This window comes from Geobacillus sp. CCR (genome assembly GCF_052906625.1).
Window position 1 is genome coordinate 19,953 of the sequence record NZ_JBREBQ010000019.1, and the last position, 16,230, is coordinate 36,182.

At 48.8% G+C, this 16,230-nt stretch carries 14 protein-coding genes; 1 reads left to right on the top strand and 13 read right to left on the bottom strand.

Annotated features, from left to right (window positions below; translation table 11 throughout):
* Positions 1 to 91 precede the first annotated feature (91 nt).
* The 7 genes from ACVBDQ_RS11075 to ACVBDQ_RS11105 all read right to left on the bottom strand — a co-directional run bounded on the left by ACVBDQ_RS11075 (position 92) and on the right by ACVBDQ_RS11105 (position 11,052).
* A complete protein-coding gene (locus tag ACVBDQ_RS11075; RefSeq protein WP_446663222.1) occupies positions 92 to 3,433 on the bottom strand; it encodes a DEAD/DEAH box helicase family protein in 3,342 nt (1,113 codons plus the stop codon).
* Between the two features lie 48 nt (positions 3,434 to 3,481).
* Positions 3,482 to 4,657 carry a restriction endonuclease subunit S gene (locus ACVBDQ_RS11080; RefSeq protein ID WP_021322246.1) on the bottom strand — a complete coding sequence of 392 codons (1,176 nt, stop codon included), beginning with the start codon at positions 4,655 to 4,657 and terminating at the stop codon, positions 3,482 to 3,484.
* A 7-nt stretch (positions 4,658 to 4,664) separates the two neighbouring features.
* A complete protein-coding gene (locus ACVBDQ_RS11085; protein ID WP_021322245.1) occupies positions 4,665 to 6,122 on the bottom strand; it encodes a type I restriction-modification system subunit M in 1,458 nt (485 codons plus the stop codon).
* A 338-nt stretch (positions 6,123 to 6,460) separates the two neighbouring features.
* Positions 6,461 to 7,834 (bottom strand): 23S rRNA (uracil(1939)-C(5))-methyltransferase RlmD, encoded by a 1,374-nt coding sequence (rlmD, locus tag ACVBDQ_RS11090; RefSeq protein WP_021322244.1) that lies wholly within the window; start codon positions 7,832 to 7,834, stop codon positions 6,461 to 6,463.
* A gap of 76 nt (positions 7,835 to 7,910) precedes the next feature.
* Positions 7,911 to 8,831, bottom strand: coding sequence for a diacylglycerol kinase (locus ACVBDQ_RS11095; RefSeq protein WP_031206465.1), 921 nt, complete (start codon positions 8,829 to 8,831; stop codon positions 7,911 to 7,913).
* 142 nt (positions 8,832 to 8,973) lie between these two features.
* Entirely contained in the window at positions 8,974 to 10,491 is a 1,518-nt protein-coding gene (locus ACVBDQ_RS11100; RefSeq protein WP_011229845.1) for a flotillin family protein, read from the bottom strand.
* Positions 10,492 to 10,512: 21 nt separating this feature from the next.
* Complete coding sequence (locus tag ACVBDQ_RS11105) at positions 10,513 to 11,052, bottom strand: membrane protein (RefSeq protein WP_023633337.1); 540 nt, start codon at positions 11,050 to 11,052, stop codon at positions 10,513 to 10,515.
* Between the two features lie 213 nt (positions 11,053 to 11,265).
* Here ACVBDQ_RS11105 and ACVBDQ_RS11110 point away from each other — a divergent pair, with 213 nt between their 5' ends.
* Positions 11,266 to 12,132 carry an Rpn family recombination-promoting nuclease/putative transposase gene (locus ACVBDQ_RS11110; RefSeq protein ID WP_023633338.1) on the top strand — a complete coding sequence of 289 codons (867 nt, stop codon included), beginning with the start codon at positions 11,266 to 11,268 and terminating at the stop codon, positions 12,130 to 12,132.
* Between the two features lie 136 nt (positions 12,133 to 12,268).
* On the opposite strand, the gene ACVBDQ_RS11115 is transcribed toward ACVBDQ_RS11110, so the two are convergent.
* The 6 genes from ACVBDQ_RS11115 to ACVBDQ_RS11140 all read right to left on the bottom strand — a co-directional run bounded on the left by ACVBDQ_RS11115 (position 12,269) and on the right by ACVBDQ_RS11140 (position 16,213).
* Positions 12,269 to 12,619 (bottom strand): DUF962 domain-containing protein, encoded by a 351-nt coding sequence (locus ACVBDQ_RS11115; protein WP_068895550.1) that lies wholly within the window; start codon positions 12,617 to 12,619, stop codon positions 12,269 to 12,271.
* A gap of 36 nt (positions 12,620 to 12,655) precedes the next feature.
* Complete coding sequence (locus ACVBDQ_RS11120; RefSeq protein WP_446663223.1) at positions 12,656 to 13,171, bottom strand: hypothetical protein; 516 nt, start codon at positions 13,169 to 13,171, stop codon at positions 12,656 to 12,658.
* Between the two features lie 125 nt (positions 13,172 to 13,296).
* On the bottom strand, positions 13,297 to 14,043 hold the full coding sequence (locus ACVBDQ_RS11125; RefSeq protein ID WP_236620403.1) for a hypothetical protein: 747 nt from the start codon (positions 14,041 to 14,043) through the stop codon (positions 13,297 to 13,299).
* 36 nt (positions 14,044 to 14,079) lie between these two features.
* Positions 14,080 to 14,316 carry a hypothetical protein gene (locus ACVBDQ_RS11130; RefSeq protein WP_446663224.1) on the bottom strand — a complete coding sequence of 79 codons (237 nt, stop codon included), beginning with the start codon at positions 14,314 to 14,316 and terminating at the stop codon, positions 14,080 to 14,082.
* A gap of 525 nt (positions 14,317 to 14,841) precedes the next feature.
* Positions 14,842 to 16,047 (bottom strand): S1C family serine protease, encoded by a 1,206-nt coding sequence (locus tag ACVBDQ_RS11135; protein ID WP_446663225.1) that lies wholly within the window; start codon positions 16,045 to 16,047, stop codon positions 14,842 to 14,844.
* Positions 16,028 to 16,213 (bottom strand): hypothetical protein, encoded by a 186-nt coding sequence (locus ACVBDQ_RS11140; RefSeq protein ID WP_041468178.1) that lies wholly within the window; start codon positions 16,211 to 16,213, stop codon positions 16,028 to 16,030. Before ACVBDQ_RS11140 ends, ACVBDQ_RS11135 begins: the two co-directional genes overlap by 20 nt.
* Positions 16,214 to 16,230: the final 17 nt, after the last annotated feature.

Consider the following 16,230-nt stretch of genomic DNA (forward strand, 5'->3'; position numbering starts at 1 on the left):
TAGGAAAGACAGCGTTTCTCCATCCGTGCCATCATGGTCGTGATTCATCCATCCCCAATAGAACCACTTCTCGGTTGATGCCATCCACCGCTCACGCCCCCGCAATTTCTTCCGAATTCCGGTTGATCCCATCGATAATGCTAATGATCCTCCGCGCGTCGTCCATGTTGTCTTGAAAGAGTTCAACAATGCTGCCGACAGTTTTAAACGGTTCTTCCTGCAGCACCCGCTTGTCCATGACTCCATTTTTCACAAAGTAATCGACGATCAATTTGACAAAACGGCTTTGTTGGATGTTCAACCGTTCGCTTGATAAAAATTCGGAAAACGCTTCGTTGGCGGCCTGCGGGTCAAGGCCGACGATTTGGCGGACGAGCTTTGTAATCGGTGTGTCTCCGAATTCTCTTTGATAATCTTCCTGTGTGCCAAGCTCATTCCAAAGAATATGCTCCAACGTTTTTACGTCTTGGACGGTTAGCTTTTTATTATTTCGCAACTTGTAAATGGCCATCTGGTCGCGGTGTTCGTGCAGATAATGTTCCACCTTTTTCCGATAATTTTTCAGATCATTGACAGTAAACATCGGGCCGTTTTCTTTGACTTCTAAAACTTGGTCTTTAAAGTTCGTATAGTAAATTTTTTGCGTCTCTTTTTCAAGGAATTTGACTAAGTCACGCAACGCTTCACGAACGGCTTCCAATTCGAAAATATCGGCTTCGCTCCAAAACTCTTCCGTCTGCACCTTTTCGATGATGTATTTTTGCTCCATCACTTGCGGAATCGAACCGAGTTTCGACAATGCCTCTGCAGTACGAATCACACTCCGAATTGGCTTCGTCGCATTTTTTGTTTGCAGTTTTGCCAACTCAATCGTATACATAAGCAAATCAAACCGTTTCGCCAATTCATCATCATTCAACGGAACAATCAGCGGTGAAATGTGTTCTTTAATTTCATTTACATCCATCGCTGTTAAGGAATCCCACTTGGCTCGGTTTTTAAACTTATGCACATATTGAATATGTTGGCGTACACGGAAGTTTTCTTCGTTTAACTTATTGATTTCCGCTAGCATCTCGTCAATCAATTCATTGCGATAGGCAATATACTCTTCTTCTTGGTATTGTAAATGCTGCAGTTCTTTAATGATTTCGATTTTGGCATTAAATAGACGCTCCGTTAAACTTTCCACCGTTTTTCCTTCAATTCCTTTTGGATTTTCGCGGAAAAACTCAAAGTTGCCGCAATAGTCAAAAATAAGGAAATGCGTTTTATCTTTCCCGACTCCGAATAAGTCTTTGCATAAACGGGTTCCGCGTCCGATCATTTGCCAAAACTTTGATTTGGAGCGTACTTTCTTGAAGAACACAAGGTTGACGACTTCCGGAATATCCACTCCCGTATCGAGCATATCGACCGATACGGCAATTTGCGGCCATTTGTTACGGTCGGAAAAATCATCGATTAAGGTTTGGTAGTAGTTCACGCTGTAATCAATGACCCGCGCAAAGCCGCCCTTGTATTCAGGGAACAATTGATCAAAGCGCTCCACAATCCGTTCCGCATGACGATGGTTTTTCGCAAAAATAATCGTTTTGCCGAGTTTGTCTCCGCCTTCGACGCGAATTCCTTTTTCCATTAAATCTCTCAGCACCGTATCAATCGTATCGTCATTAAACAACCATTCATTTAACGCGGCACTGTCAATATCCTCGCCTACTTCATCATCAAACGTTTCTTCATACCGCTCTTTTTCTTCATCCGACAACTCATCGTAATGAATGCCATCTTCCAAAAATTTCAACTTTGTCTCAATGGTGCGGTAATCGACTAAATAGCCGTCTTGCACCGCCTGGTCCAACTCGTACGCATACGTCGGCACACCGTTTTCCAAATCAAACACTTCATACGTATTGCGGTCAATGTCATCTTTTGGTGTGGCGGTAAGCCCAAGCAATAGCGCGTCAAAATAGTCAAAAATAGCCCGATATTTCTTATAAATACTGCGGTGGGATTCATCGACGATAATTAAATCAAAATGCCCGACGGTAAAGAGACGTTTGCCGTCTTTCCGCTTCGCATCATCAATCGCGTTCATCATTGTCGGGTACGTCGAAAACACCATGCGGCTTTCCTCTGGATTGTCTTTATTATCGAGCAAATTGCAAAGCGTCAAGTTCGGAAGCAAATGGCTAAAGCTATTTTTCGCTTGCGTGACAAGCGTTTTGCGGTCCGCTAAAAACAAAATATTTTTTACCCAATTATGACGGGTAAGAACATCGACAATCGAAATCGCCGTCCGGGTTTTGCCGCTCCCTGTTGCCATGACAAGCAACGCTTTGCGCCGTTTGTTCTCGAGCGCGTCGCATACGGCTAACACCGCTTCTTTTTGGTAATAGCGGTTTGTAATGTTGTCATTGATTTGCACATTTTTTAGCGGCTTCTTCATCGTCCGACGATCAATAAGCAAACTTAATTCTTCCTTATTGTAAAAGCCGGAAACTCTCCGCGCCGGATAGTTCAGATCGTCCCAAATATACGTTTCAAAACCGTTTGTGTAAAAAATAATCGGACGCTGGCCGTGCATTTTCTCAATGCAGTCGGCATATAGCTTGGCTTGTTGCTTTCCTTTGTTCGGATCAGCGGTTGTCCGTTTCGCTTCGATGACCGCCAGCGGCTTCCCGTTGTCGCCAAAAAGGACGTAATCGACATAGCCGACTCCTTCCTGATTCGGCATGCCAACCACAGGATATTCCACAACAACATCCTTTTTAAATTCCCAACCCGCCAGCTTCAAATCTAAATCAATATATTTCTTTCTTGTTTCCCATTCGCTCAGTTCATCGACTTGGAAGTGGTACTCTTTTGTATTCGCTTCCCGTTTGGCGGTGAGAAGAGCGCGAAGCTGTTCGTTTTCTTTCATCATTTCTTCGAGACGTTTATCTTTGGAGCTTAACCGTTCGTATAAATCTTTTAATTCTTCCGGACGCTCGCGCTTTTCCTCTCCAATTGGCAGCAATGATTCATCAAAATCCGTAGCCGTATATTCATCTGAATAACAATAATCAATCCAAGACACAAACTGATGAAGATGATGCAGGGAAAGAATCGCTTCCTCTCTCGTAATCATCGAGTTCGTATGAACGGCGACATTTCCCAGTTTGACAATGTAACGCAACAACGGCAACAAGTCTTCATCAATAATGGACAAAAAGACGTTGTCATGAATCAAACTGGAAAGATTATCTTGATACGGAACTTTCAAAGCGCTGTCAAAGCTGTACACCCACTTCACCGCAAGCTCCAGCGCACGGCGCGTCAAAATCGCGCACGTCGCCGGACTCACAACTAAACTTTTTTCCGCCTCTAAACACGCATTCGTAAAGCTCTCATAATGAGGTTTTCCTACTAAAAACTGAAAGTTGGATAACAACAAATACCCCTCCCCTGACCAAACCGACATGAATTTCCTTCACATTTATTAATCGTTGAATAGTTCTCCCTTAAATGCACGTTGCATAAGGGAATTGAACATATTTTGTATCTCTGCTTGACTTTTTAAAAGAAGTTCTTTCTTTAAGTTTATTTGTCGTATAGTAGCTGCAAATAATTCCTGTAACTCTAAAGGTGGAATAATGATCTCAAGTTCTTTTAAATTTTTTAAAGGAAGCTGCGGTTGAGAAGATCCTGTTTGTGTTTTCTTTAAAACTAATTGAAAGCTATTAGATGTATAAAGTTGCTGGAAAAAAATTCGATTAACATTTTTCAATCTAAGAATCGCCATTTGAGCATTTATGAACCCTGTGTCATAACCTTCTTCATCAAAAATGACTATATTCCCAATGGATCCCCTTAATGTAACAATTAAATCTCCCTGTCTTAATTTCCCTTTTCTCAATTGACTAAACTTTTCCTTTGTAATATACGTTACTTTCGATAAGTCTAATTTGTTGTTCACAAAGTTTGAGGTAGACAAAAAAAGTATACCTTCACTAACAAGCTCATGTTGCTTCGGATAGTTTTCACCTCGATCTCCATCCTCAATTTCCGCAATATCTTTTAATTTCTTAACATCCCATCCCTTTGGATTACTTACTGGATCCCCAAACATCTCCAAAAACACACTTTGCGTTAACTGGTCTAACGCTTCAATTTGGGCTTTTCGTTTGTCGATGAGTTCTTGGGCTTTATTTAAAACTTTTACTATTTTTTTCTGTTGTTCTAACGTAGTAAGTGGTATTTTTATCTGATTCAACTTATCTTTATTTAACGTAGCTCCTTTCACAGCCCTGTCTGATAGTTTATCAAGTTTAAGAGTTTGTAGTGCATAATACAAATATTCTGGTATTAGTTTATCCTTTTGAATGATAGGAAAAGACGCAATTGCTTCATTTGTATATAGTTCTTCAGTTGTTATTGCTATTTTTCCTATAGAAAGTTTAAAACTCATTAAAACAGTATTTTTCGGCACTATTTTCATTTTGCACTCGTTAACAGCTAAATCAGTAATCTGTTCTTTCGTGTTAGATACATATTTACCTTGCATATCAGAAATTGAAAGCCACTTGTTTCCATTTCCCCAATATGCTTGATTTGATCTAGAAGGGGTTTTCCCAATATTAATCTCACATAATTCATTTAGTTTTACATACTCCATTCAATCATTACCTTCCTATCATTTCTTTCAACTCTTGTAATCCCTGCATAATCTCTTTTTCCAACGTTTCCACTCTTTCAAGTATCACACTCGGCGCTTCATACTGCACTTCTTCATACTCAATCTCTTTATACTTGTTAATCGAAAGGTCATAGTCGTTTTCACGAATTTCTTCCACCGGCACGAAGAACGACTGCTCCGTGCGCTTCCGTTCTTTTTCCGCTTCACGGTTATGGAAGCGCGCAATGATGTCCGGGATATCGTTTTCTTCAATCGGGGTGCGCTTGTCGTCCAATGAGTATCCATCGGCTTTCATGTCATAGAACCATACTTGATCCGTACCGCCGACTCCCGTTTTCGTGAAAATCATAATCGCTGTCGATACGCCCGCGTATGGTTTAAATACGCCGCTTGGCATCGAAATAATCGCTTCTAATTTATGATTTTCCACGATTTCTTTGCGAATATCTTTATGCGCCTTCGAGCTGCCGAACAATACCCCGTCCGGCACGATGCACGCACAGCGTCCGCCCGTTTTTAAAATGCGTAAGAATAATGCCAAAAATAAAAGTTCGGTTTTCTTTGTCTTTACAACTTTTAACAAATCATTTGAAACTGCATCATAATCTAATGAACCTTTAAAAGGCGGATTGGCAAGGATAAGGGTGTATTTGTCCTTATCTTTGTTTTGTTCCGACAAGGAGTCGCGATATTCGATATTCGGATTTTCAATGCCATGGAGCATCATGTTCATCGCGCCAATCCGCAGCATCGTGCGGTCCATATCAAAACCGTAGAACATATGGTTATTAAAATGTTCTTTTAAACTTTGCACTAAAAATAAGTCACTGCGATGTTTGCGCAAATATTCGCCCGCCGCCACCAAAAACCCCGCCGACCCCGCCGCCGGGTCGACGATGATGTCTTCCGGCGTCGGTTTCATCAGCTCGACCATCATGTGAATGATATGACGCGGGGTGCGGAATTGGCCGTTCGTGCCTGCGGTGGCGATTTTCGATAACAAATACTCGTACAAATCGCCTTTCGTATCGCGGTCTTTCATCGGAATGCGGTCAATGCCGTCGACGATTTTGACGAGCATTTGCGGCGTCGGGATCATGAAAATGGCGTCGCCCATATATTTTGCATAGGCCGATTCCCGATTGCCGTGCAAGTTTTTGATGAACGGAAACACTTCATTGGACACGACATCGTACATATGGGCGGCTTCAAAATGTTTGAATTTGCTCCAGCGCAAGTGTTGCTTATCGGGAGGAAAGATGCGTTCCGATTCAATGCCGAGCAGCGCATCCTCCTGCTCGCGCTGTGTTTCGACTTCATCCAAGCCTTTGATGAACAATAAGTAGGTAAACTGTTCAATGACCGTCAACGGATTTGTTATCCCGCCTGTCCAAAACGTTTCCCATATTTTATCGACTTTATGGCGCAATTCGCCTGTGAGCATGGCTTCTATGTACCTCCTTGTGATTTCCAATCTCTATTATATACGGTTTTCGATACAAAAAGGGGAAGAAAAATACGTTTTATGCCGGTTGACGCTCAGGAAGACAGAGGGTGACATTTGGGGCAAAGAAACTCCGACTGTGCTTTGCATGAAGCGGGAGTCGTTCACCATAACCGTTCGAGGAACACTTGCAAGTGTTGTGGATTCTCAATAGGATGGATCTCATCCAGCCCCCAGTTTTGCAGGCGGATGAAATCTTTATCATGTCATTCGTGTCGTCATGGCCGTTTGCCCAATTCGACTGCAAACAACAAGGCCGGATCCACCGGCCCGTTGTCTTATCTCAACCGAATTTTCGCCACACACTCCACATGCGCCGTGTGCGGAAACATGTCCACTGGCTGGACTTCGATCGTTTCGTAGCCGCCGTCTTCTAGGATGCGCAAGTCGCGGGCGAGCGTCGCCGGGTTGCACGAGACGTAGACGACGCGGGACGGTTTCATGGCGATGATCGTCTCAAGCAGCGCGGCGTCACAGCCTTTGCGCGGCGGGTCAACGACCAAGCAGTCGGCGCGGATGCCTTCTTCGTACCAACGCGGGATGACGTCTTCGGCGGCGCCGACTTCGAAGGTGACGTTTTGGATGCCGTTGAGTTTGGCGTTGCGCTTGGCGTCTTCGATCGCTTCGGGGACGATTTCGACGCCGTAGACGTGTTTCGCTTTACGCGCCAAAAAGAGCGAGATCGTGCCGATGCCGCAGTAGGCGTCGATCACCGTCTCCCGCCCGGTCAGCTCCGCGTATTCGAGCGCTTTGTCATACAGCACTTTCGTCTGTTCGGGGTTGACTTGGTAAAACGAGCGGGCCGAGATGGCGAATTGGATGCCGCCGATGCGGTCGGTGATGAACTCGCTTCCCCATAACACCCGCGTTTTGGCGCCGAAAATGACGTTCGTCCGCTCGGGGTTGACGTTTTGCACGATCGATTTCACGCCCGGAATGGCGCGGACGATGTCACGGACAATGTCCTGTTCGTGGGGCAGATGGTCCGTGCGGGTGACGAGAACGACCATCACCTCGCCTGTTGCCGCGCCGTAGCGGGCGACAATATGGCGAAGAACGCCCTTGTGCGTAGCTTCGTCGTATGGGGGAATACCATAGCGCTCGGCGATGCGCTTCACGGCCTGGACGACGACATCGTTCGCCTCTTGCTGGATGAGGCAGGCGTCCATATCGATGATTTCATGCGTCCGCTCCTTGTAAAAGCCCGCGACCAAGCCCCCTTCGCGCTCGCCAACGGGCACTTGCGCCTTGTTGCGGTAGCGCCATGGGTTCTTCATCCCGATGACGGGATGGACGGTGACGCCGTCAAGCTTGCCGATGCGGGCGAGCACTTCTTTCACTTGCTTCTCTTTCGCCTTCAGCTGCCCTTCGTAGCTCAGGTGCTGCAACTGGCAGCCGCCGCATTGACGATAGACAGGGCACGGGGGCTCGATGCGGTCGGGGCTCGGTTCGTACAGCTCCACGAGGCGGCCGTACCCATACCCTTTTTTCACTTTGACGACTTTTACGTTCGCCCGCTCCCCGGGAAGCGCGTTTTTCACGAACAAGGGAAAGCCGTCGACTTTCGCCACCCCGAGACCGTCGTGGGTCAAATCCGTGAATACGACGTCATAATATTCATTTTTGGCGACTGGTGGTTGCTGCTTCGTCATGTCGTTCTCCTTTCTGCCGTTCCTCTGTATATGTAGCGTGCCCTTTATAGGGGAAAGGCATAAGAAAAGAACAGGCTTATCTTCCTGTTCTCACTTGTTCTGCCTTGTCTTTCGGCATGATGACTTCCAAATGGCGGTACAAATTGACAAATTCCCCTGGAAGCATGCCCCCGAATTCGCCGTCTAAGTTTAGCTGCATCGGCGAGTGCACCTTCACCCGGTTCGCTTTCGTGTAAATGACGTGCGGGTCGTTGATGTGCTCGCCGCGCGCCGCGAGGGTGACAAGGCGGATGAATTCGGCCAAGTTCGTTTTTTTGACGATGATGAAATCGAACAGACCGTCATTGAGCGACGAATCGGGAGCCAGTTTTTCAAAACCGCCGACCGAGTTCGTGAGCGAAACCAAAAACATCATAATCTCGCCTTCAAACAGTTTGCCGTCGTACTCGACTTGCGCTTCGGTCGCCTTGATGGACGGAAGCATCTCGATCCCTTTTAAGTAATAGGCCAGCTGGCCGAGCATCGTTTTCAGCTTGCTTGGCACTTCGTAGGTGAGCTCCGTCAGGCGGCCGCCGCCGGCGATGTTGATGAAATAGCGTGTTTTGTCTTCGTTCGTCACACAGCCGATGTCAATGGGTACGGGCTCGCCCGTGGCGATCACCTCGCACGCCCCTTCGATCGAGCGCGGCACGCCGATGGCGCGGGCGAAATCGTTCGTCGTCCCGACAGGAATGACGCCCAGTTTCGGCCGATACGGCTGATCGGCGATGCCGTTGACAACTTCATTGATCGTTCCATCGCCGCCCGCGGCGACAACGAGATCAAATTCCCGCAGGACGGCCTGACGCGCCGCTTTCGTCGCATCTCCCGGACCCTCGGTGGCGTGGCACGACGTTTCATAGCCCGCTTTTTCCAACCGAACGAGCACATCGGGCAAATGGCGCCTAAACAGCTCGCGCCCTGATGTCGGGTTATAAATGATTCGAGCTCGTTTCATCATCCTCAACCTACTTCCTTTTTTCCATTCCACTCGTTCCCATCATAGCGAAACAATGCTTAATACGCAACTCCGAAGAATGTCGCAAGTATGACCACGAAAAAAGCGCCCTTCGTTCGATCAAGGGCGCCGCACACCATGTTCATGACTGGCTCGCATTCGCCTCTTCGGCAACGGTTGGCTTGGCCGTGACGGCCGATGATGCACCGCTTGTCGTGAGATTCTCAAGCAGCTGCTTCACATCGATGCCCGTCGAAGCTTTTAACGTCTCCTGCAAGCTCGCCATTAAGTTCGTCGCATAGCCCGTGACACGGTTGGCGCCGCCTCCTGCCCCTGAGCCAGTGTCGACGATCGTCAGCTTCTCGATGTTCGCAAGCGGGCTCGCCACTTGTTTTGCATATTCTGGAAGCATCTTGATGATCATGTCGAGCACAGCGGCTTGGCCGTAGCGCTCAAACGCTTCGGCGATTTTTTGTTTCGCTTCCGCTTCGGCGAGACCTTTCAGGCGGATAATTTCCGCTTCTGCCTCCCCTTTTGCTTTCTCGGCCTCGGCTTTCGCCAGCCCGTCGAGACGGATGCGCTCCGCTTCCGCTTTCGCCAGCGTTTCGACGCGGTATTTTTGCGCATCGGCTTCGGCGATTTGCTTCGCCTTTTCCGCCGCCGCTTTTTGTTCAATCGCATAGCGTTCAGCGTCGGCTTTTTTCTTCACTTCCGAATCGTACTGGCGCTCGCGGCGCAAAATTTCTTTTTCTTCCAGCTCGATTTGTTTTTGCCGCTCGATGATTTTAATTTGCATTTGTTGCGCCATGACTTCCTGCTTCGCCTTCGCTTCTTCGAGGTGGTACGCCTGATCGGCGCGCGCTTTGGCGATGTCTTGCTCGCGGCGGAACTCAGCGAGCTTCAACTGGTTGATTTTCTCCGCCTCCGCGATTTCCGTCAGCCGCTCGAGCTCCGCCTTGCGCGCTTCCTTGTCTGCTTCAGCCCGCTTGATGCGCGTCTCTTTTTCCGCCTCGGCCGTGGCGATGTCAGCATCGCGCTTCACTTGGGCGATGCGCGGCTTCCCGAGCGCATCGAGGTAACCGTTTTTGTCGCGCACGTCTTTGATCGTGAACGAGACGATGACAAGCCCCATTTTCGCCAAATCTTGCGAGGCGACACGCTGCACTTCTTGCGAAAACTTGTCGCGGTTTTTATAAATTTCTTCAACCGTCATCGACCCGAGAATGGAGCGAAGATGGCCTTCAAGCACTTCACGCGCTTCGTTTTCCATGTCTTGACGCGTTTTGCCTAAAAACTGCTCGGCCGCGGTCGCGATTTCGCCAATCGAGCTGCCGACTTTGATGATCGCCACCCCGTCCGCCATCACGGGCACGCCTTGTTCCGTATACACTTCCGGCGTTTGTACATCCAATTTGATCGACAATAAACTAAGCGGCTCGGCCTGCTGGAAAATCGGCACGACGAACGTGCCGCCGCCGCGGACAATTTTAATTTTGTTTCCCGACTCATCGACATGAACGTTTTTGCTTCCTAAATAGCTGCCAGTGACAATAAGCGCCTCATCCGGCCCGACCGTGCGGTAGCGGGCGATGAAAATGGCAATGAGTCCGACAAGAAGCAGGACGACGACACCAATGACAATCAACCATGGCGCAACCATGACAGGTCCCCTTTCTTTGTTTTAGATGGAAAGGTGATACGGATCGTGCCTCGCCACCACAGCGACGCCGTTTTCCATTTGTACGATGATGACCTCTTCCCCTGACGGAATGGCCTCATTATTTGCGCTTTTCGCCGCTTTGGCCACCGCGCCGCTTTTACGGGAGATGAGAATTTCGCCCAACCCGTCAGGCGGCACCGAGACGATCACTTTAGCAAGCGCCCCCTCCAAATCGGCGTCCGTATACCCAAGCGACGCCTCGGCCGAGCGGAGCGGCAAAAAAACGAAAAAGTGCAAAAGCAACACGGCAACAAGCGCCACCCCAATGCTAAGCCAAATGATAGAACCTGATGCCCAATCCGTATACATTTCCGCCAACAGCCCGACCGCGCTGCCGACGATGAAAAATGATAAAATGAGCTGCGGGCTGAACAGCGGATGATCGGCTACATCGAACAGGCCGTCAAGCACGTCGCTGAAGAAAAAATACAACACCGTCAGCAGCGCACTGACCACCAACACCGCTCCGTATACGACTTCAGGCGGATGACCGAACCACATCCCCCTCCCCTCCTTTCCCGTCAATGATTCATACGGCCGAAGCATCAGTTGGTTTCATCATTTTTCCATCAGCATCAAAATTCGACAGCATTTCTCTTATTTCCTGTCTTCGAACAAAAAACTTCTGTGAAAAAGCTGTGATCAGGCAGGATTTTGCCTTGCATGGATCGAATAAAACAAATGGGAGTTCAAAAATAAATAGGGAGGGAGACCATGTCAGAAACGCGCATTGACCATGATCGCCTGTTTAAAGAGTTGTTAAGCACGTTTTTTGAAGAATTCGTTCTCCTCTTCTTCCCGCGCGTATACGAGCATGTTGACTTTAACCATCTTTCCTTTTTATCAGAAGAAGTGTTGACTGATGTTACTGCAGGGGAAAAACATCGAGTCGATCTATTGATCGAGACAAAGCTAAAAGGGGAAGATGGACTGATCATTGTCCACATCGAACACCAAAGCTACATCCAACCCGCTTTTTCGGAGCGAATGTTCATTTATTTCAGCCGTTTATTTCAAAAACACCGCCGCCGTATTCTTCCGATCGCTATCTTCAGCTATGACGCCATCCGTAATGAACCTTCCTCTTTCACTGTGGAGTTTCCGTTTTGGGCTGTTCTCGATTTCCGTTTTTTGGCCATCGAATTGCGCAAACTCCCGTGGCGCGAGTACATCCGCCATGACAACCCGGTCGCCGCCGCCCTGTTAAGCAAAATGGGGTATAATGAAGATGAGAAGGTGGAAGTGAAAAAGGAATTTTTGCGCATGCTCACCCGCCTCGAGCTCGATGAGGCGAAACAGCGTCTGTTGTTCGGCTTTTTCGAAACATATTTGCGGTTATCGGATGAAGAAGAAATCCGACTGCGAAATGAGGTGAATACAATGGAGGAGAAGGAGGCTGCCAAAGTCATGGAACTCATCGTTTCATACGAGAAGAAAGGCATGGAGAAAGGAATGGAGAAAGGAATGGAAAAAGCAAAGATGGATGTTGCGAAACGAATGTTGGCAAAAGGATATGATGCCGACACGATTCATGAACTGACCGGGCTGCCGCTTGAAAAGATTAAACAAATGAAGAAGTAATGCGGGGACAAAGGCCTTTCTCCCTGATATTTCATCCCGGATTGTCGTCGTCCTTCGATCCCTCAAAAGCCTTGAGGATCGACGACAATCACTGATAGAAGAAATCAGTCGGGAGAAAGGCCTCTCAACGTGATTCTTATCCATTTTGGCTGACATCCCGATCCTCTGAAAGCCCAATCCGCTCAAGCTCACGCCCCAAGCGTCCCGCAAGCATCAGCCCGTACATGTGAAAATCAGCTCGAAGCGACCAAAGCGGATGGCCGAAGGTGGCGGGTTTGTTTCCTTCGATGAAAAAGTGGCTGAACCAAGCGAGCGTGTAGGCGGCAATCGGCGCGCCAAGCAGCCACCATGCGTTTCCCGTTACAGCCGCGATGATGATGAACAAAAAGACAAAGCTCGTTCCGACAAAATGCCAGCGCCGCGTCGCTCGTTTGCGATGCTGGGTCAAATAGAACGGCCAAAATTCTTCATAGTCTCGGAATTGTATGTCCCTCTCCCCCCCTTGCCGTCATCTCCTGCACTATCATTGTATTTCATCCATCACGTAAAATGTCTGCAAGTTGTGCTTTTGTTTCGGCACAGTAAACTTGGCGGCAAGTTGGGCCGTACGCAGCTGGAAGATGTTCATTTCTCCTGCATTGTCCGCCTTGTTCCCCTCCTGCGGCTCGAACAATATATACACATAATCGCCGTGAAACCGTGCTTCCCAGTACACAGAAGGCAGTTCATGCTTTTCGATCAGCTTGAACTGATCGTTCAAAGCAATCCACCCCGACTTTTCCCTCTGGACATAGCTCACCCACAGCGCGTCTCCTTTCACTTGGAGCTGATCGAATCGTGTTTCCTCTTCTCCTATATCCCAATACGCCACTCGCCATGAATGCGGATCAATGATTGTGAGACGAGGTTTCGTGGCGATGACAAGGTAGTTGCGGAAAGCCGCCATCGATCGGGCGGAGGAAGTGAGCAACGGAATTTCTTTCACGACCTCACCGCGTTGATCGATCACATACAATACGCCTTGTTCCTTTTCAATCACATCGGCGAACACATAGAAATACGGCGCTACGTGCAAAACTTGAAGAACGTAGGGAGGGAATCGTTTAGAAAATAACAATTTTCCCTCTTTTCTTACTTCTAGTTTATTGGTTTTTACATCTTGGTTCAGCGAACGAATATCCCACTCTCCCTCCAATGAGGCAAAGGAAAGAGGGCTGGAGACCGCTTTTGATCGACAACCGTCCATGTGTCTGGATTTAGTCGATACACATACTTTCCTGTATAATCGGACCACAACAACAGTTCCTTTGTTGAAGAAGCGGGCGAAAGGTGAGAGATTCCAACTGCTTTCAGCGTCACCACTTTGCGCACATGATGTTCGTCCGCCTCCACGATATATGACTCCCGCTCCAACGGGTGAGAATACAAAAAGAAAATACGCGCTGACGGACCGTGCGGCAAATGAGCGTTGGACGGTTCGTACGTCCGCACCGAGGAGACAACGGAATTGTCAATGTTCTGCACCCAATATACGATGACAGGCGCGGCTGCCGCCAGCACAACCCATATCCATCTCTGCCGCTTCCACCAAGCCTGCCCTTCCTTTTTACCTCCTATGCGCTGGACAAGCAATCCCCAGTACCATACGATGTAAAGGAACAACGCAAGCGACAGCCACGCCCACCATTGCCCTTCGATAAGGGATTGCTGCCAATAGTCGAACGGATCGACACCGACCCTGGCGATCGTGTGAAAATTGTTCAGAAAAAAGAGCGGCACCGCAAGCACCGCAGCGAGCGAATACAAGCGGCGAACCGTTCCTTTCACCAGCATCACCACACCGGCGAGCAACGTCGCGGTGCACATGAGGTAGTACAACATTGACATCCATAGCGGTGCACTTGGGCCCATATTGAATCCCCTTCCAGCCTTGATGGTTGTAATGTTCTATGAAATGGAGCACGTTTCCTTCTTTATGGAGAGATTTTCCCCCTGATCAACAGGTTCATTGATTAAATTTATGATTTCCTGACGCTCTTCTTGCTGTTTCTTGTCCATTTCTTGTTCCATCTGGATTTTTACCTTATTTGCTTGCACCCCCGACTCAGCATACACCAACGAAACACCCGATGTGTAAATGAGGCTCAAAGCGACAAGTGGAGAGAGCAAGACAGATTTTTTCATAAAATACAAACAACTACGTTAAATCAATATATTTACAATTAAAATTCTATTGGAAATGCAAAAAAAAAGAGTATTTATTACTAATGGAAAAATAGTCATATATTCACAAAAATTAGAGGGTACGAACACTCTCCCATCTGCGCTCACGCTTAGAGTTGGGGAATTCTTGGAAATACCCGCCCCACGGCAGGCTGCCAGCCAAGCCGCCCCCGTGCGTCCCATGGTTCGGCTGCCTTGTGACGGCAACAAACGAAGCCCTTCCTTCAACATCATTCCGAGCGGCGTTATGATCCGGGTCATGGTGCGCCCTGCATTGCGGGCGCACCCACTCTCGGACATGCAGCGGCTGCGCGTCGTCATGCCAGCTCTCGCAATATGAGCAGACTCGATACAAAGTGCTGACGACACGGATCAACGTACAGCCGTCTCATTTCGCTTTATACTCCAGCATCATGAGCAAGCGCTCCACACGAAAATGAAAATCGCCTCTTTCCAGCCGCTTCGGCTGAAAAGAGGCGCTGTTTCTTACGATTGGCTGCTGTCTCTCGCTTTTAAGGTGACCGATACGGTCGTCTCAAACCCATCGCGATAGATCGTCAGTTTGATGCGATCGCCCACTGATGTTTTCGTATACAAATATTTACGCAAGGCGCTGACGCTGTCGATTTTGTCGCCATTGATGGCGACGATGAGGTCTTTTGACTTCAACCCGGCATCGGCCGCCGGCGAGAACGGTTCGACCGACGTGATGGCCGCACCATATGTCACGTTGGACGGCAATTTCAGTTCATCAGCGCGGACTTCATCGGACAAATCGGCCACATCGACGAGCTGGACGCCAAGGTACGGGCGTTTGATTTTGCCGTCTTTCATGAGCTGTTCGACGATCGGCTTGACGTTTTCGCTCGGGATGGCAAAGCCGAGCCCTTCGACGCCCGTTTCCGCGATTTTCATGCTGTTGATGCCGATCACTTGACCCGCGCTGTTAATGAGCGCCCCACCGCTGTTGCCCGGGTTGATTGCCGCATCCGTCTGGATGACGTCAATCTCCCAGTCGCCCGCTGAGGTGGACACCGGCATCGTCCGTTTGCCGCTGACGATGCCTTCCGTCACCGTCCGCGACAAATCAAGACCAAGCGGGTTGCCGATGGCCGCCACGGGTTCGCCGATTTTTACCTTCGACGAGTCGCCGAAGCTCGCCACTTTCGTTACGCCATTGGCTGGGATTTTCAAGACGGCGAGGTCAGTGAGTGCATCCGCGCCGACGATGTCGGCTTTCACTTTTTTGCCGTTCGGGAGCGCCACCTCCACTTTGTTCGCTCCTTCAATGACATGGTTGTTCGTCACAATGTAGGCCACATTGCCTTCTTTTTTAAAGATGACGCCCGAACCCGTTCCCGCTTCGGTATCTTGTGCTTGATCAGAGAAAAAGTCCACTTGCTTCTGAATGTTGACGACCCCGACGACCGCATCGGCCACTTTGTTAATGGCGTCAATCATATTCGTTTTGACGTTCGCCGTCGGCTGCAATGGCAGCGCCTCGCTTTTTGCGGTCGTTTCCGCCGCTTCCGTTTGGGAATGGGTTTCCCCGTAAATCCATTTCGGCGCTACATACCATGTCGCAGCGCTGCCGATCACCGCTCCAGCGACAGAAGCGGCAAGCCACGATACGAAGCGGCCGCGGCGTTTCGGTTCTGGCGTTGGGGTTGGTTCAAATGGCATCATGTCCATGGGTCATCTCCTCCTTCATGATCCCTAATCGCATATGCGGCATTTTTGTGCGAATGGCCGCCAAGCAGTGAAATGGCGGGCGAAATACGACGATGCCACCGACATCGATCGGCCTTGCATAAAGAGAAGACCAGCGTCGCTGTTTCTTCCGGTTGTTCTGATGCATCGTTTCATCCCTTCCTG